The organism is Saccharospirillum sp. HFRX-2 (assembly GCF_043196805.1).
Taxonomy (GTDB): domain Bacteria; phylum Pseudomonadota; class Gammaproteobacteria; order Pseudomonadales; family Natronospirillaceae; genus Saccharospirillum.
The window spans coordinates 206,124-232,262 of record NZ_JBEBMU010000002.1 but is presented as its reverse complement, the minus strand read 5'-3'; the positions used below and the strand labels follow the sequence as shown (position 1 = coordinate 232,262).

The window sequence follows — 26,139 nt, the reverse complement described above, 5'->3', positions numbered from 1 at the left end:
GAATGCAACTGAATACAGAACGCCTGAGGCTCAGACCCAGAACCCTCGTTGATGCAGAGGATTGTTATCAGCTGGACCAACAGCCCGGCGTTCTGGATTACGTTTCTGGCCCCTGGCACGACCCTGAAGCCCATCGTGCCTTTATCCATCAGCGCACAGTTCAGGACTACGGCGAAGGACTGGGCTATTGGGTGGTGTCGCCGGCCGGCGAGCCCGATCAGTTTTTGGGCTGGGTACTGCTGATACCGGTCGATGGGATCGGTCCGGAGATTGAAATCGGCTGGCGATTGCTGCCTCGCAGTTGGGGTAAAGGCATCGCCAGCGAAGCGGCAAGAGCGGTAATGAACCACGCCTTCCAGCATCTACGACTTGAGCGCGTGATTGCCGATATACATCCTGATAATCAGCGCTCCAAGCGTGTGGCCCGTAAAATTGGCATGATCAGCACCTTACAGCAGCCGGGCGACTATGAGCGTTTTGAAATCGATCAAGCCCAATTCTTCAACATATAATGTCTACACGGTAGTCATATAAGACAGTCTGCGCTCCTAGAATGCTCGCTCCAGCGCGGTTTCCAGAAAAAAGGCTCCCGATGGAGCCTTTCGAATGTCTGAGACTTTAGCCAGCGATGCTGTCGGCAAATTCCTCTAATGCCTCGTTTTCGAACCGGTAGTATTGCTTGACCGTTAACAGGTCCGCACAGATAGCGTTATAGAACTCCCCTGCCTTGGGGTTGTCCGATTCCGCCGTCCAGTCCAGGCGCGAGCAACCTTGCTGCAGCGCAAGCCGGGCCAGGTGTTTCATCAGACGCTGCCCCACTTTCTGGCCACGGGCACGGGCGGCGACATACAGATCCTTCATATACATCTGTCCCGACAGACGCATGACCGGATACATAACCGTAAAACTGGCAAAGCCGAGCATCTGGTTACCCTGGTAAGCCGCGACCACCCGAATACCGCTATAGTCAGAAAACATTCGCTGGCGAATATAGTCTTCCAACTGGTCCAGTGAGTAGCTTACCGGCTCTGCTGAGTAGTACTGATACTGCTCCAGCAACAGAGGCGCCAGTTGTGCAGCCTCTGTTGCTGTGACTGGTCGAATATCGAGCGCTTTGCTCATCCATCCATCATCCGTTTGGTCATCCCGTCTTCACCAGCCGACCTCTTCAGCAAAGCCGTTATTGGCCTCAGAGCGTTTCGACGCTGAAGCCCTGTTCACTCAGGGCAGTGGCGTGTTCTTTATCGGTAACCACCGCTGTGGAGGCTTTCTCGGCGTCAAAATAGCCTTGAGCGACTCTAGCCACATCGGTCGGGGTGACCGACAGCAGCGCTTCACGATGGGCCTTACGGTATGCATCTGTCCGGCCAAATAAGCGATTCTGGAACGCCTGTTTGGCTTCACCGGCCGGAGAGCCGGGTTTATCCATGGAGCTGACCACACCCAGAATGGCCGATTCCACCTGCTCGGCAGTGGCGCCCGTCTCACGCACCCAATCGATACTGGCGCGGAAGTCGTTCAGCGTGCCGTCGATACGCGGATCGCGGTAAGAGAAGAACCGGAAGGTGCCGGTATTGGAATCGTGGCTGGCACCGCCGCCATAAGCCCCGCCCTGCTCACGAATGGTGCGATGCAGATAGTTATCGCGCAGCACGCCCGCCAGGACGGTCAGTGGCGCGGAATCTTCATGTTCTGGCAACACCGTCGGGTATGCCATGGAGCAGAAGTTAACCTGAGTGTTTACCGCCCAGGCCAGGCGCTGCTCGGCGGCATTGACCTTGGCGGTCTGATCCGGTGCCGACAGCTGCTCAGTGCGTTGTGCCAAACCATAGCGTTCGCTCTGCTCTGCCAGACCATCCAGTTCGGCCGGTTCACCCACCAGAACCGCGAGTGCGCGTTGGTCAGAAAGCTTGGCGTGCAGCTCACTTAAGCCGGCCAGCCAGCGATCAAAGGCAGACTCATCGGCCTTGAATGCTTTCAGCCAGCTCTTCAGACGACGAATGGCCGGCAAGCCGTTCATGTCATAGGTCAGGCCGTTGGCATAGCTGTGGAAGCTGCCGGCGGTCTGCATCGCCAAGCCATGGCCCTGGCCGGTCACACTCTGCTCGCGGCGGGCGCTCAACTGGGTCAACAGATCACGAATGCGGGTTTTCTCGTCGAACCTTGGTGAGGTCCAGTGCTGCGTCAGAATCTGCGTCAGTTCATCGAAATGGCGAACCAGTGCACGGCCGGACAACACCAGATAGCCGGCTACTTTATCAACGCTGTCGAGCGGACTGCGTAACTGGCTGTAGACACTGACGCTGCCGGTACGGGCGGCCTGCCATTGCTGCATGCCCAGATAGTCTTTATCGCCGGCGCCGACTTCGGTCAGCAAGGCGGTGTACAGCGGCAGCAAGGCGAGTTCGTCTGAGGTCAGTTCTGGCAGCGGCAAGTACCACTGCTGGTAACCGAGTCCATTGGTGCCTGCCGCATAACGAGTAATGGCGCCTTCGGAGAGCGGCGCCAGGCGTTTAACGTCCGGTTTGACATCGGCCAATGTCACCTTGGGTAACTGGCCGGCGTCATCTTCTTCTTCCTGACGCGCTTTCAGCGCCAGCGCCTGGTCGACGATGGCTTGTTGGTCGGCTTCGCTTAGCCCCTGCTGAATGCGATCAAGCTTGGCGCGCTCGTTGTCGAGCTGGTGCTGATGCAGATCGGCGTCGGGACGCAGTGTTAAGCGAACCCGGTGTACGTTATCGAGCAGCAGACGGTGAATCAGGCTGGGAATGTACTGCGGATCTTTGGCCAGCTCGCGCAATCTTGCCAGCGCCGGATCGATATCCAGCGAGTCCATTACCGAGCCGCCATGGGTAGCAGCACCAACCACGCTGAAAATCAGCTGCATACCGTAAGGCATGCCGTCACCAGTCACTTCACGCTGCGACAATTCCAACTGATGCAGCATGGCCTCAACGTCTTCGGTGGGAACGCCTTTATTGGCGACCTCGGTCAGCGTATCGATGATCAACTGCTCAAACTCAGCGGCTTTGTCCGGCTCACTGCCTTCCAGGCCGCAGACAAACATCATCTCCCGATTGGAATCTTCCAGGCCGCACATCGGCGACGGATTTGACCCCAGCTCGGTGTTTTCCAGCGCATGACGCAAGGGTGAGGCGCTGTTGTCGAGCAGGACGTCGCTGAGCAGATGCGCTTCCAGTTGTGCAAACAAATCGGTTGATTCTCCGAGTAACCAACCATAGACGTGATGCGTCTTAGCACTGAGGTCATCGCCCTCGGCAGCATAGGCGTCTTCAACCCGCAAAATACGGTTGAATCGACGTTCCAGCGGCACCGACAGCTTGTGATCCAGCGCTTTGAAACGATGCAGCGCCTGCTCATGAATGCGTTCCTGGATATCAGCAGCCGGACGATCGCCGAAGGTGAAGAAGCTGGCGTTGCTCGGGTGGTAATGCGTCTTGTAGAAGGCTTTGAGCTGGTCATAGCTCAAATCGGTAATGGCTTCGGGGTCACCGCCACTGTTGTAGTGGTAGGTGTTGTACGGAAAGAGGTAATGCTTGATGGCCTGATACAACTGACTGACCGGCGAACTCATGGCGCCTTTCATTTCATTGAAGACGACACCTTTGTAGATCAGCGGCGTGTTGGGGTCGGTCGCTTCGGTGAACTCCAGACGATGGCCTTCCTGGCGGAAGTCCAGTTCGTTGAGGTTGGAAAAGAAGACAGCATCCAGATAGACCGACAGCAGGTTCTCGTAATCCTGGCTGTTTTCGCTGGCGAACGGATAAGCGGTCCAGTCGCTGCTGGTCATGGCGTTCATAAAGGTATTCAGCGAGCGCCGCGTCATCATGAAAAACGGATCGCGCACTGGGTATTTTTCACTGCCACAGAGAGCAGTGTGTTCCAGAATGTGGGCGACACCAGTGGAGTCCGTCGGCATGGTGCGCAACGCCACCATAAAGACGTTTTCCGGGTTATCGCTGGCGATATGGAAATGATCGGCGCCAGTCTGGCTGTGCCGATAGTGTTCCAGCGTGACGTTCAGTGAGTCGATACGACGGCTTTCTATGTGCTCAAAGGAGCGATGCGCGGTGGCGGTCATAAAAGAGTCAAACCTTGAATATTCAGCTACCCATAATGGGGTTCTGCGGCGGTAGCGCAAGTCCCGAAAATCAGCAGAGATTGGCGCATTTATTAACAGTCAGCCCTGCTACGCTTTCATGCTCACGCAGATTCCGTAGAATACCGGCCCTTTTCGGGGATGTGAGGTCGAGATGTCTGAATTTATCCAAGGTCAACGCTGGTTGGCAGATGGCGAACCCGAGTTGGGTTTGGGCGTGGTGCAAAGCGTTGATGCCCGTACCGTGACGCTGCACTTCCCCTCAGCCGAAGATCAGCGCTGCTATGCCTTGCGTGAACCGCCGCTGACCCGGATTCGCTTTGATATTGGCGACAGCATTGAAAAACGCGACCAAGGCCAGGTGGAAGTGGTCGCAGTGCACGAACTGAAAGGTTTGCTGGTCTATGAAACGGCCGATGGCATGGTGCCGGAAAGCGAACTGGCTGACCATATCGACCATGACAACCCCCTGACCCGTCTGTTAACCAGCCAGACCGACCATCCCAACTGGTTTGCCTTTCGTTCTGCCTTGAGTAATGGCCATCAGGCGATCTGGAACCAACATCTGAACGGCTTGCTGGGTACTCGATCCAGCCTGTTGCCACACCAATTGTACGTCGCTTATCAGGCGACCCAGCAGACCCGGGTTCGGGCCCTGCTGTCCGATGAAGTTGGCCTGGGTAAAACCATTGAAGCCGGCTTGATTATCAACCGACTGCGTCAACAAGGTCGTGCCTCGCGTGTGCTGATCGCAGTGCCGGACGCCTTGCAGGCGCAATGGCTGGTTGAATTGGTGCGTCGCTTTGCCATCCAACCGGAGTTTTATCAGCACAGTGAGCACGATTTCAGCCTGGGCCAGGTGCACCTGGTCCCGCATTCACTGCTGGCCAACGAAGAAGAAATGACCTGGGTTACCGCAGCGGACTGGGACATGTTGGTGGTCGACGAAGCCCATCATTTGGATATGACGCCGCCCACCGAGGCTACGGCCGAGTCTTCCTGGTTGACCATTGCCCAACGCTCTCCTCACCTGCTGTTGCTAACGGCCACGCCGGAACAACTGGGTCAGCAGGCGCACTTTGAGCGATTGCAACTGCTCGATGCCTCGCGCTTTGCCAGCTTTGAGCAATATCAGGCCGATGAGAGCCACTTTTTAGCCTTGTCGGACCTGGCGCTGGCGTTGGACCAAAACAAGATCGATGACGACCTGATCCAGCAGCTTCAAACGCTGGGCATTGAATGGCACGACGATCGCCAGCGCGCCTTGAATGAAGTGCTCGACCGCCATGGCCCGGGCCGAGTCGTCTATCGCAATACCCGCCGCGGTGTCAGTGGTTTTCACAGCCGTCAGGTCGAGGCTCATCCGGCCGATACTGAAACTCAGCGCCGCGCCTGGCTGGTCGACTGGCTGAAACAGCACCGCGATCAGAAAGTCCTATTGATTGCCCAGGCGGCCGAGGTGGCGCAGGAGCTGGCTCATAGCTTGTGGCACGAACAGGGCATAGAGGCAACGGCCTTTCACGAAGGGCTGAATCTGATCGAGCGCGACCGGGCTGCGGCCCATTTTGCGTCTGATGAAGACGGTGCCCAGGTGCTGGTGTGTTCTGAAATCGGTGGCGAAGGCCGTAATTTCCAGTTCTGCCATCATCTGGTGTTGTGGGATTTGCCCGATCATCCGGACGTGCTGGAGCAGCGCATCGGTCGGTTGGACCGCATCGGCCAGACCGACACCGTCCACATTCACCTGCCCTATCTGATCGGCAGCGATGAAGAACACCGCTTCGAGTGGTTCCATGAGGTGCTCGACTGTGTCGAACAGCATCAACCAGCGGCGGGCATTGTGCATGCTCAGCACAGCGAAACCTGGCTCGCCGATCCGGACGACCTAATATTGACCGAGCAGATTCGCGACGATCTGGAACGCCTCAATGCCGAACTTGAGCAAGGCCGTGATGTCATGCTCGAACTCAACTCCTGCCGTCAACCACAGGCGGATCAACTTACCGATGCCATCACCGAGCTGGAGCAACACAGCGCGCTGGATGTGGTTGAACAGGCCGCCAACTTACTGAATCTGCACTTTGAAACCATCAGTGATGGCATTTTTGAGCTGATTCCATCCGATAAAATGCTCATCCCCATCATTCCCGGCATTCCCGAAGGCGGCGCCCTGGTTTGTTTCGATCGCGATACCGCCCTGGCCCGCGAAGACGTGCATTTTGTTTCCTGGGAACACCCGCTGGTGCTGGGTTTGCTGGATCTGGTCAGTGGTTCCCAGTTGGGTCAGGCCAGTGTGGCGCTGCTGGAAACCAAGCAGGTACCGGCCGGCCAACTGTTACTGGAAACCCAGTGGCGTTTAGCCATTCCCGAGCGCAGCGCCCATGCCCTGAAACCTCACCTCAACGAAGGTCTGTTGCGTACTTTGACGTTAGAAGGTGGTCAGTCGGACTTATCGCAAACCTTGGGACAAGAGGTACTGCAGGCTCAGGTTAAAACTTTGCCCGTCAAAACCGTGCGCAAATTGGTGCAGTCCGCCAAAGAACGGATTTCACCGATTTTCGATGTTGCTCAGGGGCATGCTCAAAGCCAGTTTGAACAAACGCTGAGCCAAGCGCGGCGCTCTCTGGCGGCGACCAACCAAGCGCGGGTGGAACGTCTGCAGTATTTGTCTGGCGTGAATCCGCTGGTCACCGAACAGGATGTGACCAAGGCTCAGATGCAGGCTGAATTGCTGGATGCGGCCTGGGACAGCGTTGAGCTGCAACCAGCCGGTGTGCGCTTGATTCTGTGCGCGCCACCGGGAAGCATCTGAAAACGATTTCTCAGTGAGCACAAATTCCTGCGCTCGCCGCTGGCGGCCAGGTTACATCTGGTTTAGGGTGAAACGGACCTTCACCCAATAAAACAACAAGAAGAACGCTCATGAAGGAAACTGTACTGATCGAACGCCGGGAAGCGGGATTGGTTCGGATTATTCTGAACAAGCCAGAAACCGGCAATGCTTACGATGACGAATTGATCTGCACCCTGGTCACCGCCTTGGATGATCTGGCCGATGACGACAGCGTGCGACTTATCTGGCTCAGCGGTCGTGGCGCACATTTTTGTACCGGTCCAGATCGCACCTGGTTAAAGCGTCGGCAACACGCTGGCCGGGCGGAACATCAGCAAGATGCCGAGCAATTGGCTCGATTGCTGGCAACGCTTTACAACTTCCCCGTCCCTGTTCTGCTAACCGTGCGCGGTGATGTTAATGCTGCAGCCGTGGGCTTAGCCTGCTGTTGTGATCTGGTTTTAGCGACCGAACGCACCGCCTTCTGTATTACTGAGTCTTTATTTGGCCAGGTGCCGGCGCTGAGCAGTCCCTATCTGATAAAAGCGTTGGGCGAACGTGCCGCCAAATACTATGCGCTGACCGGTGAGTCCATCGACGCCTATACGGCAACGCGACTGGGCTTGGTGCACCGCCTGGTGCCCGCCGAAGAGCTGGATTCTGTTGCCGAAGTATTGGTCAGTGCGATGTTGGCGCGCAGCCTCGAATCGCTGCGCACGACCAAATCAGTACTGCATTTGGCCGCGAACGAGGTTTATGACGAAAGTCTGCTGGAAAGCCTGATTGACTGCTCGATCGAAGTTCGTAGTGATTTGACGGTGACCAGTCTGTCGCCGCCCATGACCAACGACTGAGTTAGCGTTCCAGTGCCGCAGCGAGGAAGTCGATCAACTGACTCATCACTTCATCGATGGCGGTATCTTCACCGATATCGGCCTGAGACATATCTCGCAATACTTCGATGCTCGACATGGTGAAGACACAGGCACCAATAGCGAAATGAATGCGCCAGAATATTTCTCGCTGTGACAGTTCTGGGTGAGCATCACGCAGATAGCTGATAAAACGGTTATAGCTGTCGTTGTAATGTTCTTTCAAAAATCGCCGCAAATGCCCTTGGGCCTGGGTATAGGCAAGACCAAGCAGGCGCATAAAGACGGATAACTTGTTGGAATTGCTTGATGAGTGCACACCAGTGAGCATGGTGCGGGCCAGGACGCCGAGGACATCATGCAGGCTAGGTTGAGACTTGGTGGCTACCAAAGCAGCCATCTCTTTATCGAGCTTGTTGCAAAACGGTGTCAGGAAACGCGCAAAGACAGCCTGGATCAGGTCCTTCTTCGAACCAAAGTGATAATTGACCGCGGCCAGATTCACCTTGGCTCGCGTGGTGATCATGCGCAGTGAAGTCTCAGCGAAGCCTTTTTCAGCAAAGAGTTCTTCGGCTGAATCGAGAATGCGGGTAACAGTGTCGGCTTGGCTCATTGAATGTCGGCCTGATTTCTTGGATGTGTTTAAAACGATCGTTTAAAACAACAATATAGCGCAGCACAGGCCGGATTGCAGGCCTTTTTTGACGTGTTAAATCAAGGTGTTATGAAAGCGGATTGGTGCCTGCCGTAAAAGCGGCGATGCAGCGTTATAACTGAATGTCAGCGTTCCGTAAGGTGGCATTGCAGAACGAACGATGTTTATTGAAAAGCCAAGCAACACCTATATGATGGCTGCAGAATAACTAACGGAGGCTAGTCTTATGGCCAACTATCAGAATACCGCCACTCGTCGTTCAGAGTCGGCACTGGCAACAAACAAAGTTTTGCGTAATACCTACGCACTGCTGTCTATGACGCTGGTCTTCAGTGCCGTCTGCGCCCTCGCCGCTATGGCGGTTGGTCTGCCACACGGCGCTTCTCTGCTGATGTCACTGGCTGCAATCGGCATTCTTTGGTTTGCCATCCCACGCAGCGTGAACTCCGGCATGGGCATCGTCTGGACCTTCGTATTCTCGGGTTTGCTGGGTGCTGGCCTGGGTCCGATCCTGAATGCCTACCTGGCCATGTCAAACGGTCCAGCCATTATCGCTCAGGCACTGGGTGGTACCGCTATCGTGACATTCGGTCTGTCTGCCTACGCCATCACCACTAAGAAGGATTTCAGCTTCCTCGGTGGTTTCGTCATGGTTGGTTTGATTGTTGTATTGGTTGCCATGCTGGCGAACCTGTTCTTTGCCATCCCGGCCGTCAGTCTGGCAATTTCAGCGGGTGTGGTTCTGCTGATGTCATTGCTGATCCTCTTTGATACCAGCCGGATCATCAACGGTGGCGAAACCAACTACATCCGCGCAACTGTGTCGCTCTATCTGGATATCTATAACCTCTTTATCCATTTACTGGCACTGGTTGGCGCTCTGTCCAACGACTGACCAGAGCAACACTGAAAAGGCCGCCTTGTGCGGCCTTTTTTGTGCCTGCTGGGGTATCATGCGCGCATGAAATATCAACTGAATATCTACTCGTCGCCCTGGAACAGCAGCGCTCAGGCTGATGCACTCGCTTTCGCGACAGCGCTGAGTTCGAGTGAACATCAGCTGGTGCGAGTTTTCTTTTTTATGGATGGCGTTTATACCGGCCTCAGCAGTCAGGCTCCTGCGAGTGACGAGCCCGATTGGCGCCAGCTTTGGACAGCCCTGCAGCAACGTACTCAGTGCGAGTTGTTGTTGTGTATTGCCGCTTCAGCAAATCGCGGCCTGCTGAACGATAGCGAAGCCCAGCGTCAAGCAAAGCCGGTGACTACCGTTGAACCTCCGTTTGAACTGGTAGGCCTGGGGCAATGGGCCGCGGGATTTGGCGATTGTGACCGGGTGGTGAGCTTTCGATGAACACTTATGAAACGCTGATTCTGGTCACCGTACCGCCCTATCAGCAGCGACGCAGTGAAGAGATTCTGGAAGCGATTATGAGTCTGGCACTGTTTGATCGCGACCATGCGGTGATTTTTTGGGATCAGGGATTGGCCTGGCTGACGCCAGAACAACAACCGAGCAAGGGTAAATCACTGAGTCGTCAGTTGGAGGCTTTGCCGCTATACGGTAGCGATGCCCTGTTCTTCTGTCAGCAGCATCGCGCGGCGGTACTTGGCGATCAACCAATCGCCGATACCATCGAGCCTATCAGCCTGACGGATATCGCAATGCTGATGCGTCAATCCCGTTATGTGGAGGTGTTCTAATGGCGCTGCTGACCTTGAGTCGAAAACCCGACGACCAGCAGCTGGAGTTATTCAACCTGTGGCTGACTGCAGATGATTGGGTGCTGCTCAGTGGTGATGCCCGGTCGATGATGTGGCAACCCAACCCAACACTTGCTAAAGGTTGTATTCGACGCGAAGACGCCCAATCCATGGCTGGCACAGCGCATCCAGACTGGCTACTGATCGATGATGATGACTGGGTCCGACTGAGCGCCGAGCACTCTCCACTGGTTCACTGGTAATTAGATAACTCAAGATGACCACTTTCGCCACCGATCACCTGGGCTTCCTCCAAGACGCCAACAGTTGGACCGAAGACTGGAGCCAACAACAGGCTCAGCAACAGGGTCTCAATTTGACCGATGAGGATCTCAACATCATTAAGTCGCTGCGTGACTTCTATTTCCGCTACGACCTGTCTCCGGCCATGCGTCCCTTGGTGAAGCATCTGAAAACCGAATTTGGCGCCGAAGTGGGCAATTCCATCTATCTGATGCAGCGCTTCGGCGAGAGCCCAGCACGCATGCTGGCACTGTTGGCTGGCCTGCCCAAACCGAAGAATTGTCTATGAGTGAAACGCTGACCTTTGCTCAGTTGGTTCGTACCCTCGGTCGTGGCCGCAAAGGCAGCCGCTCGTTAACCCGCGAAGAAGCAAAGTTCGCCATGGAGGAGATCTGGGCTGGTCGGGAAACGCCGGCGCAATTAGGCGCCATGCTGATGCTGATGCGGGTTAAAGAAGAAACGCCGGATGAACTGGCGGGTATGCTCGATGCGGCTCGCAACAACTTGCCGACCTGGCAAGGTAGAGACATTCGCATTGACTGGCCGGCTTATGCCGGCAAACGTCGTCAGCCGTCCTGGTATGTACTGGCCGCCTGGGCGTTAGCACGGGCGGGATATCCGGTGTTAATGCATGGCGGTGGCGAACATACCGCCGGACGACAATACGCGCGCCAGGCATGTGAGGCCTTGGGCATTCCGGTTGCTGATAATTGGCAGCAAGCTCAACAACTCAGCCTGGACGAGCCATTGGTTTACTGCGCGTTGGACAGTTTTGCGCCCAAGCTGTCACACATCGTCGATATGAAGGCAGAACTGGGTTTGCGTTCACCCATCAATACGCTGGTACGTCACCTCAACCCGGCTGCCGCTGATGTCACTATTCAGGGCATGTTCCACATGCCCTACCAGGCGATACACCATGAAACCGCTCGTGCCCTGGGAGATACCCGCAACGTAGTTCTCAAAGGCGACAGTGGCGAATTTGAAGTCCGTCCGGATGCCGATCAAACCGTTTTGATGCTAAGCCCACATCAGGACGAAGCAGTGGCGGTACCTCGAGTACTGGCCAAGCGAGCCGTCCGCCCACCCGAGCCGGATCTGCGCAGTTTAGTCGATACCTGGTCCGGCCAGATCAAGCCCGACTATGGTTTGGCCGCCGTCGAGGAAACCATGGCGTTGATTCTGATGCTGACGGATGACCTGGACTTGGTTAAAGCTCGCGAACGCGCCCGGGACATTTGGCACGCTCGCTGATGCTGATCACTAAACTGCGTCCCACCCACCATCGGCGGCGATCACGGCACCGTTGATACGGCGTGATTCGTCACTGGCCAGAAACAATGCCAGGTCGGCAATGTCGCTGGCATCCAAGACGGCGGGAATCAAAGCGGCAAACTCCCCGGTTCTGGCGGCGCCGACGGCGTCCAGTTTGTCCTGCGGCATGGAATCAGAGATATGGGTCGCTGTGGCTCCTGGTGCAATCAGATTGCAGCGCACCCCGTTTTTGGCATACATCCAGGCGGTGTTCTGACTCAAACCCAGCAGTCCGTGTTTGGACGCAGTATAAGCAGCACCGGCTGCAGCGCCGTGTTTACTGGCTGTTGAACCGACATTGACGATGCATCCCTGAGTTCGTTTCAATTCCGGCATGGCCCGGCGCATGGTGTACATCGGGCCGTAGAGATTTACCCCCAACACCCGATTCCAGACCTCATCGCCAAGCTCCCCGACACCTTGCATATAGTCCATGATGCCAGCGTTGTTGCAGAGAATATCCAAACGGCCAAAGCGATCCAGCGCCGCTTGCACCAGCGCATCGGCTGTGGCCGGATTGGAAATATCACCAGCGACAGTCACCACAGACACGCCGCCGATCTCCATGGCCACTGCATCCAATCGATCGGTAGCAATATCACCAATCACCAAGGCAGCACCTTCAGCAGCAAAACGCTGAGCAATGGCTTTGCCCATGCCAGAGCCGGCTCCTGTCACGATGGCCACTTTGTCGTTAAGTCTCATACTGACCTCCTTTTTGCTGTTAGAGGTCAGTATGAGATCACCGGCGTCCCAGCATGCTGATCCGCATCAGTGTTCGCGTGGCAGTCTCTTCGAGAAACTGGCACAGGTTTTGAGATAGCAAGGTAGCGCCGACGCATTTGTTGGAATTGGCGCCCGATAACGCACTCTTTAGGGGCATTGCAGCCCCGTCAGTGCGCCAAAACCGTGAAAGAGGAAGAGACAATGACTGAGCCTGGAGCTATTGCGTTAACAGCCAAGCAACAGCACCTGTTGATGGCGAGTGTATTTTTTGTCGGAATCTTGTTGCTGCTGGTAGCATCGGCCGTCTTGGGCGCTGCGCTGCTCGGCATGGTTCCGGTAGAGGCGGCCAGCATGGGATTGATGCCACTGATCAGTGGTCTGGCGTCGATTGCGGCGGCGGTTTTTCTGTCGTCTTAAGCGGTTTACGACGGCCGGTTAAATTGACCGGCCCTTCCCTTCTTATCAGTCGATCACTCAGCTTTATCCTGCATCACCGTTCCCGCCCAGTTCAAACGCTCATGCAAGGACACTACCTCACCGACGATCGTTAAGGTCGGCGCTTGAGGTGGATCCTGTTCGATCATGGCCGGCATCGTAGCCAGAGTACCAATCCACAGACGCTGTTCTGGCGTTGTCCCTTTCTGTACCAGGGCGACAGGCGTGTCCGGCGAACGACCATGCTGGATCAGCTTGTTGCAGATTTTAGGCAGGCCAAGCAGACCCATATAAAAAACCACCGTCTGCTGCGTGGATGCCAGTTCAGTCCAGGGCAAATCCAGACTGCCGTCTTTAAGATGGCCGGTGACAAAGCGTACCGACTGAGCGAAGTCACGGTGAGTTAATGGAATGCCGGTGTAGCTGGCACAACCGGATGCGGCGGTGATGCCCGGTACCACCTGGAACGGAATGCCATTGGCCGCCAATAGATCAATCTCTTCACCACCGCGACCAAAGATAAAAGGATCGCCGCCTTTCAAACGCAGTACCCGCTTGCCTTGGCGCGCCAGATCGACCAGTAACTGATTGATATCCTGCTGCGGCACGGCGTGTTCAGAGCGGCGTTTACCGACGTACAAGCGCTCGGCATCACGGCGCACCAGGTCCAAAATTGCTTCCGGCACTAAGCGGTCGTGCAAAACCACATCAGCTTGCTGCATCAGCCGAAGCGCTTTAAACGTCAACAAATCAGGGTCACCCGGGCCGGCACCGACCAGATAGACCTCGCCCAGTTGCGCTTGGTCCGGCTCATCCAGTTGCCGCTGCAGTTCTTGCTCGGCCTGAGTCAGACGACCGGCATAGACGTGCTCGGCAACGGTACCGTTGAGGATCTTTTCCCAGAAATAACGACGATCATCGAGGCGCTTAAAACGTGCCTTAACGGCGCTTCGAAACCGTGCCGCCAGCTTGGCGAGCTGACCATAACTGGCGGGAATACTGCTCTCCAGCTTGGCACGAATCGACCGGGCCAGAACCGGCGCCTGGCCGCTGGAGGTGATGGCGATTACCAGAGGGTCGCGATCGACGATGGATGGGAAGATGACGTCACAGAGCTCCGGCGAATCAACAACGTTGATCAACACCTTGCGCGCCCTGGCCTGCTCGCTGACTTGACGGTTCAGAGCGTCGTTGTCGGTAGCGGCGACCACCAGAGCCACGTCATCAATATCGTCCGGCTGAAAAGGTCGCTCAATGCAGTGGCATTCCGGCCAGGCACGAATGGTATCGAGGATATCCGGCGCAACGACTTTGAGCTGACAGCCGGCGCGGCGCAGCAAGCCGATCTTGCGTAAGGCAATATCGCCACCGCCAACGACCAGGACGGTCTTGTCTTGCAGGCGATGAAACAGCGGGAAATAGTGCACGGTCAGCCTCTTTGCCTATTCGATAAAAGCCCCGGTCTAAACCGGGGCTTTTGATCAAGCCGTTAACCGCTCCAGACCGCCCATATAAGGACGCAGCACTGCTGGCACGGTGACGGAACCGTCGGCGTTCTGATAGTTCTCCAACACCGCGACCAGGGTCCGACCGACGGCCAGACCCGAACCGTTCAGAGTATGCAGCAGCTCCGGCTTGTTGGTCTCCGGGTTACGGTAACGCCCTTGCATACGACGCGCCTGATAGTCGGTCATATTGGAGCAGGAAGAGATTTCACGGTAGGCATTCTGCGCCGGCAACCAGACTTCCAGATCGTAAGTCTTGGCGGCACTGAAACCGAGATCACCCCCACACAGCAGCACCTTACGGTACGGCAGTTCCAGTTTCTGCAGAATGGTTTCGGCGTGGCCTACCAGGGCTTCCAACGCATCCATGGAAGTTTCCGGACGCACCAGATGCACCAGTTCAACTTTTTCAAACTGGTGCTGGCGAATCATACCGCGCACGTCCCGTCCGTAGCTGCCCGCTTCACTTCGATAGCACAAGGTATGAGCGGCAAAGCGCAACGGCAAGCTGGCGGCGTCGAGAATTTCATCGCGCGCCAAGTTGGTCAGCGGTACTTCGGCGGTTGGAATCAGGTAGTAATCCTGATCGACATTGAGCTTGAACAGATCTTCTTCGAACTTGGGCAACTGACCCGTGCCAACCAGAGAATCGCGATTGACGATGGTCGGAACATTGGCTTCCAGGTAGCCGTGCTCGTCGACATGGGTATTGAGCATAAACTGCGCCAGGGCGCGGTGCAGACGCGCTACTGGGCCGCTCATCACCGCAAAGCGGCTGCCGGTCAGCTTGGCGGCTTGTTCAAAATCGAGCCCACCGATAGCGGCACCAACGTCGACGTGATCTTTAACCTCAAAATCAAACTGACGAGGCTCACCCCAGCGGCTCACTTCGAGGTTATCGTTTTCATCCTTGCCTGCCGGCACGGCTTCGTCCGGCACGTTGGGGATGTTCTGCATAAAGGCATCGAGGTCAGCCTGAACGTCTTTAAGTTCAGCTTCACGGGCGCCCAATTTGGCGGCGATGTCATCCAGTACTTTCTGCACTTCAGCCTTGGCATCGTCAACGCTCATGCCCTGGCCTACCAGCTGACCAATCTGTTTAGAGGCTTTCTTGCGCTCGGCCTGCAGCTGTTCGGTTTCGACCTGCAAGCCCTTGCGCCGGGACTCCAATGACTCAAACGCGGACACATCCAGAGAGAAGCCTTTAACCTTCAAGCGGGCAGCCAGAGGTTCAATGTCCTGTCGCAGGCGTTTGATGTCGAGCATGGAAAGCAGTTCCTGTTTAAGAGTCAGTAGAAAGGGGTTAACCGGCCCGAACGGGCCGACGTATTAGAATAACAGCTTGGCAACCCCTAAGCCCAGAGCAGCGGCAGCCAGACAGGCCAATACCGAGACCAAAATATAGAGTAGCGCTGAGACATAATGCTGTTGTTCAACCAGCACCAGACTCTCGATGGCAAAACTGGAGAAGGTGGTAAAGGCGCCGAGCATGCCGACGACAATCAACGAGCGCCCCACTCCACTGGGATCGGTATGCTTCAGGGCAAAAAATACAAAGGCGATGCCGATAATAAAACTGCCGGTCACATTGGCGACCAGAGTGCCCCAGGGAAAGTGACCGCCATCATGACGATTTACCAGTTGCACGACGCCAAAACGTCCCATGGCGCCCAGCGCGCCACCGATGGCCACCGCCAGCCAATGTGCCAATCCCAACATCGGTTCAGTCCCCTTTATGTTGTGCGTCGGCGTCCAGCTGGCGCAGGAAAACCAATTTTTCGGCGATCTTTTTCTCTAAACCACGATCAACCGGTTGGTAAAAACGTTCATCGCCTAATTCTTCCGGCAGATAGCGTTCACCGGCGGCATAGGCATGAGGCTCATCGTGCGCATAGCGATAAGCGGCGCCATACCCCAGATCTTTCATCAAGCCAGTCGGTGCGTTGCGCAAATGCACCGGCACTTCGCGACTGCGATCCGAACGCACCACTTCCATCATCCGATTAAAGGCACTGTAGACGGCGTTACTCTTGGGCGCGCACGCCAGGTAAACACAAGCATGTGCCAAGGCCAGTTCGCCTTCGGGTGTGCCCAGACGCTCCTGAACCTGCCAGGCATCCATGGCGATGGTCAGGGCGCGCGGATCGGCATTACCGATGTCTTCACTGGCCATCCGCACCAGGCGCCGGGCGATATAGAACGGATCGCAGCCGCCATCAATCATGCGGCACAACCAATACAGGGCACCATCGGGTGACGAACCACGCACGCTCTTGTGCAGTGCGGAAATCTGGTCGTAAAAAGCATCGCCGCCTTTATCAAAACGCCGAGTTTGGCCCTGAGTCATCTGGCCCAGACGTTCAGCAGTCAAACCAAGCGGATCGTCAGCATAGAGGTCGGCAGCCAATTCCAGCAGGTTATAGAGCCGGCGGGCGTCACCATCGGCCAGGCGAAACAGCGGCAACTGAGCTTCTTCGGCGATAACTAACTGACCTACCTTGGCATCGGCGGCCTGAGCTTGCTTAAGCAGCAGCGCCATATCGTCGTCTTCGAGCGACTTCAGCGGATAAACGCGCGCCCGCGATAACAACGCCGCATTCAGTTCGAAACTGGGATTTTCCGTGGTGGCGCCAACAAAGACGAAGGTACCGTCTTCGACATAGGGCAAGAAGGCATCTTGCTGAGCTTTATTGAAGCGATGGACTTCGTCGACAAACAACAGAGTTCGCCTGCCCTCTACCGCGGCCTGCTTGGCCCGCTCTGCTGCAGCTTTGATGTCTTTGACGCCCGCCTGAACGGCAGACAAAGGTTCAAACCGACTGGAGGTACTGTGGGCCAGCAAACGAGCCAGGGTTGTTTTACCCACACCCGGCGGGCCCCAGAAAATCATCGAATGGATTTGGTCGCGCTCTATGGCCTGACGCAGCGGCTGATCCGGGCCCAAGACATGCTTCTGGCCGACGTAATCGTCCAGCGACGTCGGTCGCAGGCGTTCAGCCAGGGGTTTGAAGGCATCATTGGCGTCGGCAGCGAAAAGATCCATCACATCTGCTCGAAAACGTCCGTGCCAGCCGGCGGTTCAAACTCGAAGGTAGCGGCCGGGAAATTCATACCAGTGCGCACGTCGTTAAAACGGATTCGCGTGTCCTGTCCCAGGTTGTCGGTCAGGCGTAATTGGCTGATCACACCGTCAACAAAGACCAGCGTCAGCTCACTGAACATCGCATCTTCATCGGTGGGATAGAGCTGATAACTGGTCAATTCATCATTGGCCGCTTCGGTCACCTCATAGGAAGTCGACAGCGTTGAGCGTGGCTGGGTGAGAATCATCGCCGGAGACTGCCGAATCTGATCAGCAACCGGTTGATAGGTTGCTTGCGCCAGGTCCGGATCGTAGACCCAGAGCGTGTCACCATCGGAGATGACACTTTGTTCATACGGCTCGCTGACCTGCCAAACGAACTTCAGCGGCCGGGCAATTTGCATCAGGCCGCTGGAACGTTCGCCTCGCAATTCACCTTCGGCGTAGGTTTCTTGTTCAAACTCAGCACTCAGGTTTGAAGTGGCTTCCAAACGCTCAATCAAGCGCTCACGTGCTGCTTCATCGGCCAGTGCAGAGAAGCTGGCGGTGGCCAACAACAGTGATAACAGAACTTTCATACGGACTCCTTAACCTGCCGGCGGTGGTGGCGCGAGAACTTCACGGGTGCCGTTATGGCCAGCAGCACTGACAATGCCTGCCGCTTCCATCGCATCGACCAAGCGGGCTGCACGGTTGTAGCCGATGCGCAGTTTGCGCTGTACCGAGGAAATTGATGCCTTGCGGCTTTGGGTCACAAAGGCAACTGCTTCATCAAATAGGACGTCGGCTTCCGGATCTTCGCCGCCTTCTTCAAGACTGGGAACGCCGGGTAGATCAGCATCCCCACCGCTGAGAATTTCCTCGATGTAATCCGGAGCGCCGCGTTTCTTCCACTCACTGACCACGCGATGCACTTCATCGTCATCGACAAAGGCGCCGTGGACACGCACCGGCAAACCAGTACCTGGCGGTAAATAAAGCATGTCACCATGGCCCAGCAACTGCTCTGCCCCGCCCTGGTCAAGAATGGTGCGGGAGTCGATTTTCGATGACACCTGAAAGGCAATGCGCGTCGGGATGTTAGCTTTGATCAGGCCGGTAATAACATCCACTGACGGACGCTGAGTCGCCAGAATCAAATGGATGCCGGCAGCCCGGGCTTTCTGTGCCAAGCGGGCAATCAGCTCTTCCACCTTCTTGCCGACAATCATCATCATGTCGGCAAATTCATCGACCACGACCACAATAAACGGCATGGGTTCGAGTTCCGGCGCCGGTGCATGCGGATCCAATTGCTGTGAGGGGTCATACAGCGGATCGCGAATCGGGTCGCCCGCCTTCTGAGCATCTGTCACCTTCTTGTTGAAGCCCGCCAGATTACGCACACCGACAGAGGCCATCAGCTTGTAGCGACGCTCCATCTCGGCGACACACCAGCGCAGACCGTTAGCCGCATCTTTCATATCGGTGATCACCGGCGTCAGCAAGTGCGGAATGCCTTCGTAAACCGACAGCTCGAGCATTTTCGGATCGACCAGAATCAGCCGCACTTCCTCGGGTGTGGCCTTAAACAAGATGCTGCACAGCATGGCGTTAACGCCGACCGATTTACCGGAACCAGTGGTACCGGCAACCAACAGGTGTGGCATCTTGCCCAGGTCGGCACAGACTGGCGTACCGGAGATATCATCGCCCAGCGCCAAGGTCAGAGGGGATTTGGCCTTATCATACACCGCTGAGCGTAGCACGTCGCTGAGCCGAACGATGTCGCGCTTTTCATTAGGAATTTCGATACCAACGGTCGTCTTGCCGGGAATGATTTCCACCACCCGCACGCTCACCAACGCCATGGATCGCGCCAGGTCTTTAGCCAGGTTGGCGATCTTGGAGACCTTCACACCAGCGGCCGGCTGGATTTCAAAACGGGTAATCACCGGACCCGGTGCTACTTCGGTGACTTCCGCTTCGACGCCGAAATCTTTGAGTTTGATTTCCAGCAACCGCGACATGGCTTCCAGCGCTTCTTCGCTGAAGCCGCCCACACTGTCGTGTTCGCTGGACTGCAACAGACTCAGCTCAGGCAGCGCCGTATTGGCACTGCTGCCTTCAAACAACGGCTGCTGACGCTCTTTTTCGACGCGCTCACTGGACTTGGTCACGCGTGGTTGTAAAGGCTTGATCTGTGGTGGTTTACGCTTGGCCTGTTTTTGCATCTGCACTTCGAGATTGGCCTTACGCGATTGAATGACTTGCTGGCGCTGAATATCTTCATCTTGGCGGCGTTTACGGGCGTGACGGCGATCGCGCAGGCGATCAAAGAGCCCCAGAAGACGACGGCCAACCGCTTCCATAACAGCCAACCAGGAAACATTCATCGCCACGGTCAGCGAAATAAACCAGAGCACCACCAACAGCAAGGTAGCGCCGGTCAGTCCAAGACTGGGGAAAATCAACTCCGACAGATGTCGGCCGAGCCAACCACCAGCGCTGGCATTGGCGGATGACGCAATATGCACCGTCGCTAAGGTGCAACTGGTTGCGACAAAAAGCACCCAACCCAGGCTGCGCACCGCAATCAGCACCGGATTCCAATGCAGACCGGCGCGGCGATCACGAAAAGTCGCCCAGGCACGATAAAAAAAGATAACCGGCAAGCCATAGGCCAAGCCGCCAACCAGGCTGAACAGCAAAGAGGAAATCCAGGCGCCGGCGCGCCCCGCCAGGTTACGAATACCTTCACCGGCACCGGAAAACGCCCAGCCGGGATCGGACGGGTGATAACTCATCAGCGCTATCAGCAGGTAGACGCCGATAGCGAGTGACAATAACAAACTGCCCTCAAGCAAAAGCCGTTGCTTGAGGTCGAGTACGCGGTCGTCGTCCCGCGCGCGTGCGGATTTCTGCGTCACCGATGTTCCTTTGCTAACCGAGACCGGACTTGGCCGATCGCATTCTACCCAAGGACAGACTCGCCGCGCATTGGCAAGCACCGTCCACTGCCCCTAAGATACCACAGACACTGGGGCAACTTATTGATACATCAAGCATTTTTATGCCACAAATCGCCTGGCTGGACGCTGAACAGCCGCCTGACTTTCCGCCAACGAACACCGCTCTGAACTCGCCCAACGGCATTCTGGCGGCGGGCGGTGCGCTGCGCCCGGAATGGCTGTTAACCGCTTATCAACGCGGCATCTTCCCCTGGTTCAATGACGGTGAGCCCATTCTATGGTGGTCGCCTTCGCCGCGCATGGTTCTGCTGCCCGGTGCCATGCAGCCATCGCGCAGTCTGCGTAAAGCCTTTCGGCGATCGCCTGTTCAACTCGCGGTGAACCGTAACTTTGCGGCGGTCATCCAGGCTTGCCAGGAGCCCCGTGCAGCTCAAGCCGGCACCTGGATCACCGAGGAGATCGTCGACGCCTATTGCGAATTGCATCGACTGGGCTGGGCGCACAGCATCGAAGTCTACCAAGAGGACAACCTGGTTGGCGGTCTCTACGGTCTGGGTATTGAAAAGGTCTTCTTTGGCGAAAGTATGTTTTCGCGCCAACCCAATGCGTCTAAATACGCCTTTCTGGCGTTGAGTGACTGGGCTGAACAGGCCCAGCTGCGACTCATCGATTGTCAGGTCTACAATGATCATCTGGCCAGCCTGGGCGCCGTTGAGATAGACCGGGAGCATTTCGAGCAGGCCCTTCCAGTACAGCGAATTCAGCTCACTATGCCCGGATCAGATCGACTCAATGCCTTGTTAACCCAACGCTTGGGTAATCCAAGTTCTCGCCAGGATTCACCATGAATAATGCCGATGATGATCGAGACAACCAGAGCGATGACCAACAGCAAACCATCAAGCTGTTTCGTACCGGTGAGCATCGCTGCAGCTACCTGCCCGAGCAGCAATCCCGAACGCTCTTCCTGGACCCGGAATTAAGCTTCAATACGGCGCTCTATGAACAGTTGATGCATCTGGGCTTTCGGCGATCGGGCCAGCACCTGTATCGGCCCGACTGTGAAAACTGTGGTGCCTGCCTGCCCTCGCGAGTCCGGGTCGACGCCTTTGACTGGAAACGGCGTTTTCGGCGTATCCTCAAACGCAATAATGATCTGACACTGAGACGCCTGCCTTGCCGCTTCAACGAAGCACATTATCAACTCTATGAGCGCTACCTGAGCGAGCGTCACTACGACGGCGATATGTACCCGCCCACGCGTGACAGCTATCGGGATTTTCTGGTCAGCCGACCGGACCTGGGGTTCATTCTCGAAATTCGCCATGGCGAACGATTGCTGGCCGTTGCCTTTACCGACTTACTGCAAACCGGCCTATCGGCAACCTACACCTTTTTCGACTGCGACGAGGACAAACGCAGTTTGGGCACCTTTGCCATTCTCAGTCAGATTCAATTGTGTCGTGAACTGAAGTTACCTTTCCTCTATTTGGGATACTGGGTTCCAGGCTCTGCACAAATGCAATACAAAGCTGACTTCAGACCGCTGGATATTCTTATCAATCGCCAATGGCGCACGCTCAGCGCTCAACTGATTGAAACCCTAAACCCTATAACTGACTGATTTCGGCCCGATTTTTTTGATCATTGGCGCATTTTCAGGCAGAATGCCCGCCGGTTTGAACTTTAAAAAAACGGGGCTGCGCGCCATCCCGCCCTGTTGCGACCCTCAGAGGACTGCAAAGAAATCTATGGCAAAAGAAGACGTCATTGAAATGGAAGGGGAGATTCTCGACACCCTTCCCAACACCATGTTTCGCGTTAAGCTGGAAAACGGCCATGTAATCACGGCTCATATCTCCGGCAAGATGCGCAAGAATTACATCCGCATTCTGACTGGCGACAAGGTCAAGGTGGAGTTGACTCCCTACGATCTGACCAAGGGTCGCATCGTCTATCGCGCCCGCTAAGCGCTCACTGCAATCTCGCATAAAAAAAGCACCCCTTGGGGTGCTTTTTTGTTGTTGGCCACCGTCAACGGTAGCCATATAGCGACGGAGTGAATCAAGCCGTCGCCACTTCTTCCTCTTCTACATCCAAGGCCAACTCGTCATCGCGTACCCGCAATTTGACGGTACCGCCTTTGGTCAATGGACCGAACAGGATCAGGTCGGCTAACGGACGCTTGACCTTGTCTTGAATCAGACGATTCATCGGACGCGCGCCCATATTCCGGTCGTAGCCTTTCTCAGCCAGCCATTCGCGTGCCTGCTCATCGACATCCAGCATGATGCCTTTGTCATCCAACTGAGCCTGCAATTCGGTCAGGAACTTGTCGACGATGTTGACGACAACTTCCATCGGCAAGGCACCAAACTGAACAATGCCATCCAGGCGGTTACGGAACTCCGGCGTAAAGCTGCGACGCAAGACTTCCATGCCATCGGTACTGTTGTCCTGAGTGGTAAAACCAACGGTGCGCTTGTTGAGCATTTCCGCGCCGGCATTACTGGTCATAATCAAAATGACATTGCGGAAGTCTGCTTTGCGACCGTTATTGTCGGTCAAGGTACCGTGATCCATGACCTGCAACAGCAAGTTAAAGACATCCGGATGCGCTTTCTCAATTTCATCCAGCAGCAAGACCGAATGCGGGTGCTTGGTGACGCCGTCAGTCAGCAGGCCGCCCTGATCAAAACCAACGTACCCTGGAGGCGCACCGATCAAGCGTGATGCGGTGTGACGCTCCATGTACTCGGACATATCAAAGCGCAGCAATGGAATGCCCAGCGATTCTGACAACTGCTTGCTGACTTCGGTTTTGCCGACACCCGTTGGACCGGCAAACAGGAAGGAACCGATCGGCTTATCCGCCGATTTTAAACCGGCTCGTGCCAGCTTGATCGCTGAGGCCAATTGCTCGATCGCGTTCTCTTGTCCAAAGACGGTCATCTTCAGGTTACGCTCCAAGCTTTCCAGCACTTCTTTATCGTTGCGGCTGACACTCTTCTCAGGAATGCGAGCGATAGACGCTATGACCTTCTCGACATCGGGCACGCCAATCGACTTTTTACGGCGACTGGTTGGCAGCAGTCGTTGTGCCGCTCCGGCTTCATCAATGACGTCGATGGCCTTGTCCGGCAGGTGACGGTCAGTGATGTAACGGGCCGACAATTCAGCGGCCGCTTTTAACGCCTTATCGGTGTATTTGAGATGGTGATGCTCCTCAAAGCGCGACTTCAGACCTTTCAGAATCCGATAGGTTTCGTCCACTGACGGTTCAGTGACATCGATTTTCTGGAAGCGACGGGTTAAAGCGCTGTCCTTCTCGAAAATGCCTCGGAATTCCTGGAAGGTTGTCGAACCCATGCAACGCAGCTCACCAGAGCTGAGCATTGGCTTAAGCAGGTTCGAAGCATCCATAACGCCACCCGAGGCTGCGCCGGCACCGATGATGGTGTGAATTTCATCGATAAAGAGAATGGCTTTCTCTTTTTTCTTCAGCTCTGCCAGCAAGGCTTTCAGGCGTTTCTCAAAGTCACCGCGGTATTTGGTGCCGGCCAGCAGTGCACCCAGATCCAGCGAAAATACCTGAGCGTTCTGAACGATGTCAGGTACATCACCATCAACGATGCGCTTGGCCAGGCCTTCAGCAATGGCCGTTTTACCGACGCCGGTTTCACCCACCAACAGCGGGTTATTTTTGCGGCGACGCGAGAGAATTTGAATCACACGCTCAACTTCATGCTCACGCCCTACCAGAGGATCGATGCGGCCGCGGCGCGCCTGATCGTTCAGGTTGGCGGCAAAGCTTTCCAGAGCACTGCCCTGCACGCCATCGCCACCGCCCTCTTCCTGCTGATCGCTGAAATCCTCATTGGGCTGAACATTTTCGCTCTGCACTTTGGAAATGCCGTGAGCAATGAAATTGACCACGTCGATGCGAGAGATGCTTTGCTGCTTAAGGAAGAAAACCGCCTGACTCTCCTGTTCGGAGAAAATTGCCACCAACACATTGGCCCCGGTGACTTCTTTCTTGCCAGACGACTGCACATGGAAGACAGCGCGCTGCAGCACGCGCTGGAAGCCCAAGGTCGGCTGGGTTTCACGCTCGTCGTCTTCTTTGGGAATAAGTGGCGTGGTTGAGTCAATAAATTCGGTCAGGTCACGTCGCAACTGGGAGATATCAGCGGCACAGGCGTTGAGCACCTCAGCGGCGGCATTGTTGTCGAGCAGCGCCAACAGCAAATGCTCGACTGTCATGAATTCGTGGCGCTTGGACCGGGCTTCTTTGAACGCATTATTCAGCGTTAGTTCGAGATCTTTACTTAACATGTCAACAGACCCTCTCGCAGATCATTCGTCATCGACTTCTTCGACCTCACACACCAGGGGGTGCTCATTATCCCTGGAGTACTGGTTGACCATGGCCGCCTTGGTCTCGGCAATGTCCTTAGTATAGACACCGCACACGCCTTTTCCTTGTGTATGCACCGTTAACATAACCTGGGTTGCTTTTTCCCGGGACATATAGAAGAACGCCTCCAGGATATGAATGACAAACTCCATGGGGGTGTAGTCGTCATTCAGCAAGACCACACGATACAGCGGCGGTTGCTTGAGCTCTGGCTTGCTGGTTTCAAGCGCAACGCCCTGATCGTCGTCATCGTCCGGATCTTCCGGTCCCAGACGTGTCAAAAGCATCTTTCGGGCCAATACAGGAGTTAGTGAGTCGTTGATGTCTGGATACCTCAACTTCATATCAGACTGCCCGTTATCAGTGAATGCATAGCGGATGAATTTACGATCGGGGACTCCATGCAGCTTGCCCTTGGTCGTTTTTTGCACGAGTGATGAACTGTGGTCGAACCCTGGTAAGAGCCCGGAAAACCCCGATCTGAACAGATCACCTAATGTGCGTCCGATCATAAGCTCCTTCAATGGGGGTTGACTTCATTGAATCAACGGCCAACCATTAGCCCGACGCCGAATCGTTTATTTTGTGATCAGCGAGCTCCAAATGAAGATTTAGGGCCCACTGGATTAGGCTGTACCGAGAGATCACAGAACAAACGATGATACGCCGCTGAACGTTAGCCAAGCTGTCTTCGGACCGCTCAAAGCCTCTTTCCCGGCTCTAAGCTAACGCATCAGCGACACGACGTCAGCGTCGGAAGTCATTTGGCTACCACAGTGACTTCCAGGCTCAGTCTAACGTGGTTGTAAGGAGTCCGTTATGCCGGTAGGGAAAGTAAAATGGTTCAACAACGCCAAGGGGTTCGGGTTTGTCGTTTGTGACGAACACGAAGAAGACCTCTTCGCCCATTACTCCTCCATCCAGATGGAAGGCTACAAAACGCTGAAAGCAGGTCAGGCCGTCGAGTTTGATACGGTCAAAGCCGAGCGAGGCATTCATGCCGTGAACATTCAAGTTCTGCCAGAGATGGCCGGTACTGAACGTTCAACATCTAACCGGAACGAAGCGAAGGAGCGCTCAACCAGTACCAGCGATCAAACCTAGAAAAATAATCATAAAACTCACCCCACTGCATACGGTTGCAGTACGCCTGATAAGTTCAGGCTAACGCAAAAAGCCCTCCCAGTTACTGGTGAGGGCTTTTTTGTTTGTGTCCATCAACAAA

The 26,139-nt window shown here is 55.6% G+C and carries 26 protein-coding genes; 14 read left to right on the top strand and 12 right to left on the bottom strand.

What is annotated here, in order from left to right:
• Positions 1 to 2 precede the first annotated feature (2 nt).
• Positions 3 to 512, top strand: coding sequence for a GNAT family N-acetyltransferase (locus ABMA60_RS07620; RefSeq protein ID WP_392801050.1), 510 nt, complete (start codon positions 3 to 5; stop codon positions 510 to 512).
• Between the two features lie 106 nt (positions 513 to 618).
• Here ABMA60_RS07620 and ABMA60_RS07615 read toward each other — a convergent pair whose 3' ends face one another.
• Entirely contained in the window at positions 619 to 1,122 is a 504-nt protein-coding gene (locus ABMA60_RS07615) for a GNAT family N-acetyltransferase (RefSeq protein WP_392801047.1), read from the bottom strand.
• 67 nt (positions 1,123 to 1,189) lie between these two features.
• Positions 1,190 to 4,102: an insulinase family protein gene (locus ABMA60_RS07610; RefSeq protein ID WP_392801044.1), complete on the bottom strand. Its 2,913-nt coding sequence runs from the start codon at positions 4,100 to 4,102 to the stop codon at positions 1,190 to 1,192.
• Positions 4,103 to 4,274: 172 nt separating this feature from the next.
• On the opposite strand from ABMA60_RS07610, the gene ABMA60_RS07605 reads away from it, so the two are divergent.
• Positions 4,275 to 6,932 (top strand): helicase-related protein, encoded by a 2,658-nt coding sequence (locus ABMA60_RS07605; protein ID WP_392801041.1) that lies wholly within the window; start codon positions 4,275 to 4,277, stop codon positions 6,930 to 6,932.
• Between the two features lie 110 nt (positions 6,933 to 7,042).
• Positions 7,043 to 7,807, top strand: coding sequence for an enoyl-CoA hydratase-related protein (locus ABMA60_RS07600; RefSeq protein ID WP_392801038.1), 765 nt, complete (start codon positions 7,043 to 7,045; stop codon positions 7,805 to 7,807).
• A 1-nt stretch (position 7,808) separates the two neighbouring features.
• On the opposite strand, the gene ABMA60_RS07595 is transcribed toward ABMA60_RS07600, so the two are convergent.
• Positions 7,809 to 8,438 (bottom strand): TetR/AcrR family transcriptional regulator, encoded by a 630-nt coding sequence (locus ABMA60_RS07595; RefSeq protein WP_392801035.1) that lies wholly within the window; start codon positions 8,436 to 8,438, stop codon positions 7,809 to 7,811.
• A gap of 268 nt (positions 8,439 to 8,706) precedes the next feature.
• Between ABMA60_RS07595 and ABMA60_RS07590 the strand changes: the two genes are divergently transcribed.
• From ABMA60_RS07590 to ABMA60_RS07565, 6 genes are all read left to right on the top strand, one after another.
• Positions 8,707 to 9,375 (top strand): Bax inhibitor-1/YccA family protein, encoded by a 669-nt coding sequence (locus ABMA60_RS07590; protein ID WP_392801032.1) that lies wholly within the window; start codon positions 8,707 to 8,709, stop codon positions 9,373 to 9,375.
• Between the two features lie 66 nt (positions 9,376 to 9,441).
• Entirely contained in the window at positions 9,442 to 9,831 is a 390-nt protein-coding gene (gene tusD / locus ABMA60_RS07585; RefSeq protein WP_392801029.1) for a sulfurtransferase complex subunit TusD, read from the top strand.
• Complete coding sequence (locus ABMA60_RS07580; RefSeq protein ID WP_392801026.1) at positions 9,828 to 10,181, top strand: DsrE family protein; 354 nt, start codon at positions 9,828 to 9,830, stop codon at positions 10,179 to 10,181. Before tusD ends, ABMA60_RS07580 begins: the two co-directional genes overlap by 4 nt.
• Positions 10,181 to 10,444, top strand: coding sequence for a hypothetical protein (locus ABMA60_RS07575; protein ID WP_392801023.1), 264 nt, complete (start codon positions 10,181 to 10,183; stop codon positions 10,442 to 10,444). Before ABMA60_RS07580 ends, ABMA60_RS07575 begins: the two co-directional genes overlap by 1 nt.
• A gap of 14 nt (positions 10,445 to 10,458) precedes the next feature.
• Complete coding sequence (locus ABMA60_RS07570) at positions 10,459 to 10,773, top strand: TusE/DsrC/DsvC family sulfur relay protein (protein ID WP_392801021.1); 315 nt, start codon at positions 10,459 to 10,461, stop codon at positions 10,771 to 10,773.
• On the top strand, positions 10,770 to 11,738 hold the full coding sequence (locus ABMA60_RS07565; protein ID WP_392801019.1) for a glycosyl transferase family protein: 969 nt from the start codon (positions 10,770 to 10,772) through the stop codon (positions 11,736 to 11,738). Before ABMA60_RS07570 ends, ABMA60_RS07565 begins: the two co-directional genes overlap by 4 nt.
• A gap of 9 nt (positions 11,739 to 11,747) precedes the next feature.
• On the opposite strand, the gene ABMA60_RS07560 is transcribed toward ABMA60_RS07565, so the two are convergent.
• Entirely contained in the window at positions 11,748 to 12,503 is a 756-nt protein-coding gene (locus ABMA60_RS07560; RefSeq protein ID WP_392801016.1) for an SDR family oxidoreductase, read from the bottom strand.
• A 222-nt stretch (positions 12,504 to 12,725) separates the two neighbouring features.
• On the opposite strand from ABMA60_RS07560, the gene ABMA60_RS07555 reads away from it, so the two are divergent.
• Positions 12,726 to 12,941: a hypothetical protein gene (locus ABMA60_RS07555; RefSeq protein WP_392801013.1), complete on the top strand. Its 216-nt coding sequence runs from the start codon at positions 12,726 to 12,728 to the stop codon at positions 12,939 to 12,941.
• A 53-nt stretch (positions 12,942 to 12,994) separates the two neighbouring features.
• Here the strand turns inward: ABMA60_RS07555 and cysG are convergent, their stop codons facing one another.
• The 6 genes from cysG to ABMA60_RS07525 all read right to left on the bottom strand — a co-directional run bounded on the left by cysG (position 12,995) and on the right by ABMA60_RS07525 (position 20,455).
• Complete coding sequence (cysG, locus tag ABMA60_RS07550) at positions 12,995 to 14,386, bottom strand: siroheme synthase CysG (RefSeq protein WP_392801010.1); 1,392 nt, start codon at positions 14,384 to 14,386, stop codon at positions 12,995 to 12,997.
• A gap of 54 nt (positions 14,387 to 14,440) precedes the next feature.
• The gene (gene serS, locus ABMA60_RS07545; protein WP_392801008.1) at positions 14,441 to 15,730 is read right to left on the bottom strand and encodes a serine--tRNA ligase; all 1,290 of its coding nucleotides are present in this window, start codon (positions 15,728 to 15,730) and stop codon (positions 14,441 to 14,443) included.
• A 63-nt stretch (positions 15,731 to 15,793) separates the two neighbouring features.
• A complete protein-coding gene (crcB, locus tag ABMA60_RS07540) occupies positions 15,794 to 16,183 on the bottom strand; it encodes a fluoride efflux transporter CrcB (protein WP_392801005.1) in 390 nt (129 codons plus the stop codon).
• 4 nt (positions 16,184 to 16,187) lie between these two features.
• Complete coding sequence (locus ABMA60_RS07535; RefSeq protein WP_392801002.1) at positions 16,188 to 17,510, bottom strand: replication-associated recombination protein A; 1,323 nt, start codon at positions 17,508 to 17,510, stop codon at positions 16,188 to 16,190.
• On the bottom strand, positions 17,507 to 18,124 hold the full coding sequence (gene lolA / locus ABMA60_RS07530; RefSeq protein ID WP_392800999.1) for an outer membrane lipoprotein chaperone LolA: 618 nt from the start codon (positions 18,122 to 18,124) through the stop codon (positions 17,507 to 17,509). Before lolA ends, ABMA60_RS07535 begins: the two co-directional genes overlap by 4 nt.
• Positions 18,125 to 18,133: 9 nt before the next feature.
• Positions 18,134 to 20,455 carry a DNA translocase FtsK gene (locus tag ABMA60_RS07525; RefSeq protein WP_392800996.1) on the bottom strand — a complete coding sequence of 774 codons (2,322 nt, stop codon included), beginning with the start codon at positions 20,453 to 20,455 and terminating at the stop codon, positions 18,134 to 18,136.
• A 143-nt stretch (positions 20,456 to 20,598) separates the two neighbouring features.
• Between ABMA60_RS07525 and aat the strand changes: the two genes are divergently transcribed.
• The 3 genes from aat to infA all read left to right on the top strand — a co-directional run bounded on the left by aat (position 20,599) and on the right by infA (position 22,467).
• The gene (gene aat / locus ABMA60_RS07520) at positions 20,599 to 21,345 is read left to right on the top strand and encodes a leucyl/phenylalanyl-tRNA--protein transferase (RefSeq protein WP_392800993.1); all 747 of its coding nucleotides are present in this window, start codon (positions 20,599 to 20,601) and stop codon (positions 21,343 to 21,345) included.
• Positions 21,342 to 22,121: an arginyltransferase gene (locus tag ABMA60_RS07515; RefSeq protein ID WP_392800990.1), complete on the top strand. Its 780-nt coding sequence runs from the start codon at positions 21,342 to 21,344 to the stop codon at positions 22,119 to 22,121. The genes aat and ABMA60_RS07515 overlap by 4 nt, the downstream gene beginning before the upstream one ends.
• A 127-nt stretch (positions 22,122 to 22,248) precedes the next feature.
• The gene (gene infA, locus ABMA60_RS07510) at positions 22,249 to 22,467 is read left to right on the top strand and encodes a translation initiation factor IF-1 (RefSeq protein WP_008043370.1); all 219 of its coding nucleotides are present in this window, start codon (positions 22,249 to 22,251) and stop codon (positions 22,465 to 22,467) included.
• A gap of 94 nt (positions 22,468 to 22,561) precedes the next feature.
• Here the strand turns inward: infA and clpA are convergent, their stop codons facing one another.
• Complete coding sequence (gene clpA, locus ABMA60_RS07505) at positions 22,562 to 24,832, bottom strand: ATP-dependent Clp protease ATP-binding subunit ClpA (protein WP_392800987.1); 2,271 nt, start codon at positions 24,830 to 24,832, stop codon at positions 22,562 to 22,564.
• Between the two features lie 21 nt (positions 24,833 to 24,853).
• Positions 24,854 to 25,201, bottom strand: coding sequence for an ATP-dependent Clp protease adapter ClpS (gene clpS / locus ABMA60_RS07500; RefSeq protein ID WP_392801383.1), 348 nt, complete (start codon positions 25,199 to 25,201; stop codon positions 24,854 to 24,856).
• Positions 25,202 to 25,733: 532 nt separating this feature from the next.
• Between clpS and ABMA60_RS07495 the strand changes: the two genes are divergently transcribed.
• On the top strand, positions 25,734 to 26,018 hold the full coding sequence (locus ABMA60_RS07495; protein WP_392800983.1) for a cold shock domain-containing protein: 285 nt from the start codon (positions 25,734 to 25,736) through the stop codon (positions 26,016 to 26,018).
• The last annotated feature ends 121 nt before the right edge of the window (positions 26,019 to 26,139 follow it).

Bases quoted from the DNA above. Each gene is read 5' to 3' on its own strand.
- ABMA60_RS07620 (WP_392801050.1), top strand. From the start codon at position 3: ATGCAACTGAATACAGAACGCCTGAGGCTCAGACCCAGAACCCTCGTT.
- ABMA60_RS07615 (WP_392801047.1), bottom strand. From the start codon at position 1,122: ATGAGCAAAGCGCTCGATATTCGACCAGTCACAGCAACAGAGGCTGCA.
- ABMA60_RS07610 (WP_392801044.1), bottom strand. From the start codon at position 4,102: ATGACCGCCACCGCGCATCGCTCCTTTGAGCACATAGAAAGCCGTCGT.
- ABMA60_RS07605 (WP_392801041.1), top strand. From the start codon at position 4,275: ATGTCTGAATTTATCCAAGGTCAACGCTGGTTGGCAGATGGCGAACCC.
- ABMA60_RS07600 (WP_392801038.1), top strand. From the start codon at position 7,043: ATGAAGGAAACTGTACTGATCGAACGCCGGGAAGCGGGATTGGTTCGG.
- ABMA60_RS07595 (WP_392801035.1), bottom strand. From the start codon at position 8,438: ATGAGCCAAGCCGACACTGTTACCCGCATTCTCGATTCAGCCGAAGAA.
- ABMA60_RS07590 (WP_392801032.1), top strand. From the start codon at position 8,707: ATGGCCAACTATCAGAATACCGCCACTCGTCGTTCAGAGTCGGCACTG.
- tusD (WP_392801029.1), top strand. From the start codon at position 9,442: ATGAAATATCAACTGAATATCTACTCGTCGCCCTGGAACAGCAGCGCT.
- ABMA60_RS07580 (WP_392801026.1), top strand. From the start codon at position 9,828: ATGAACACTTATGAAACGCTGATTCTGGTCACCGTACCGCCCTATCAG.
- ABMA60_RS07575 (WP_392801023.1), top strand. From the start codon at position 10,181: ATGGCGCTGCTGACCTTGAGTCGAAAACCCGACGACCAGCAGCTGGAG.
- ABMA60_RS07570 (WP_392801021.1), top strand. From the start codon at position 10,459: ATGACCACTTTCGCCACCGATCACCTGGGCTTCCTCCAAGACGCCAAC.
- ABMA60_RS07565 (WP_392801019.1), top strand. From the start codon at position 10,770: ATGAGTGAAACGCTGACCTTTGCTCAGTTGGTTCGTACCCTCGGTCGT.
- ABMA60_RS07560 (WP_392801016.1), bottom strand. From the start codon at position 12,503: ATGAGACTTAACGACAAAGTGGCCATCGTGACAGGAGCCGGCTCTGGC.
- ABMA60_RS07555 (WP_392801013.1), top strand. From the start codon at position 12,726: ATGACTGAGCCTGGAGCTATTGCGTTAACAGCCAAGCAACAGCACCTG.
- serS (WP_392801008.1), bottom strand. From the start codon at position 15,730: ATGCTCGACATCAAACGCCTGCGACAGGACATTGAACCTCTGGCTGCC.
- crcB (WP_392801005.1), bottom strand. From the start codon at position 16,183: ATGTTGGGATTGGCACATTGGCTGGCGGTGGCCATCGGTGGCGCGCTG.
- lolA (WP_392800999.1), bottom strand. From the start codon at position 18,124: ATGAAAGTTCTGTTATCACTGTTGTTGGCCACCGCCAGCTTCTCTGCA.
- aat (WP_392800993.1), top strand. From the start codon at position 20,599: ATGCCACAAATCGCCTGGCTGGACGCTGAACAGCCGCCTGACTTTCCG.
- ABMA60_RS07515 (WP_392800990.1), top strand. From the start codon at position 21,342: ATGAATAATGCCGATGATGATCGAGACAACCAGAGCGATGACCAACAG.
- infA (WP_008043370.1), top strand. From the start codon at position 22,249: ATGGCAAAAGAAGACGTCATTGAAATGGAAGGGGAGATTCTCGACACC.
- clpA (WP_392800987.1), bottom strand. From the start codon at position 24,832: ATGTTAAGTAAAGATCTCGAACTAACGCTGAATAATGCGTTCAAAGAA.
- clpS (WP_392801383.1), bottom strand. From the start codon at position 25,201: ATGCTTTTGACACGTCTGGGACCGGAAGATCCGGACGATGACGACGAT.
- ABMA60_RS07495 (WP_392800983.1), top strand. From the start codon at position 25,734: ATGCCGGTAGGGAAAGTAAAATGGTTCAACAACGCCAAGGGGTTCGGG.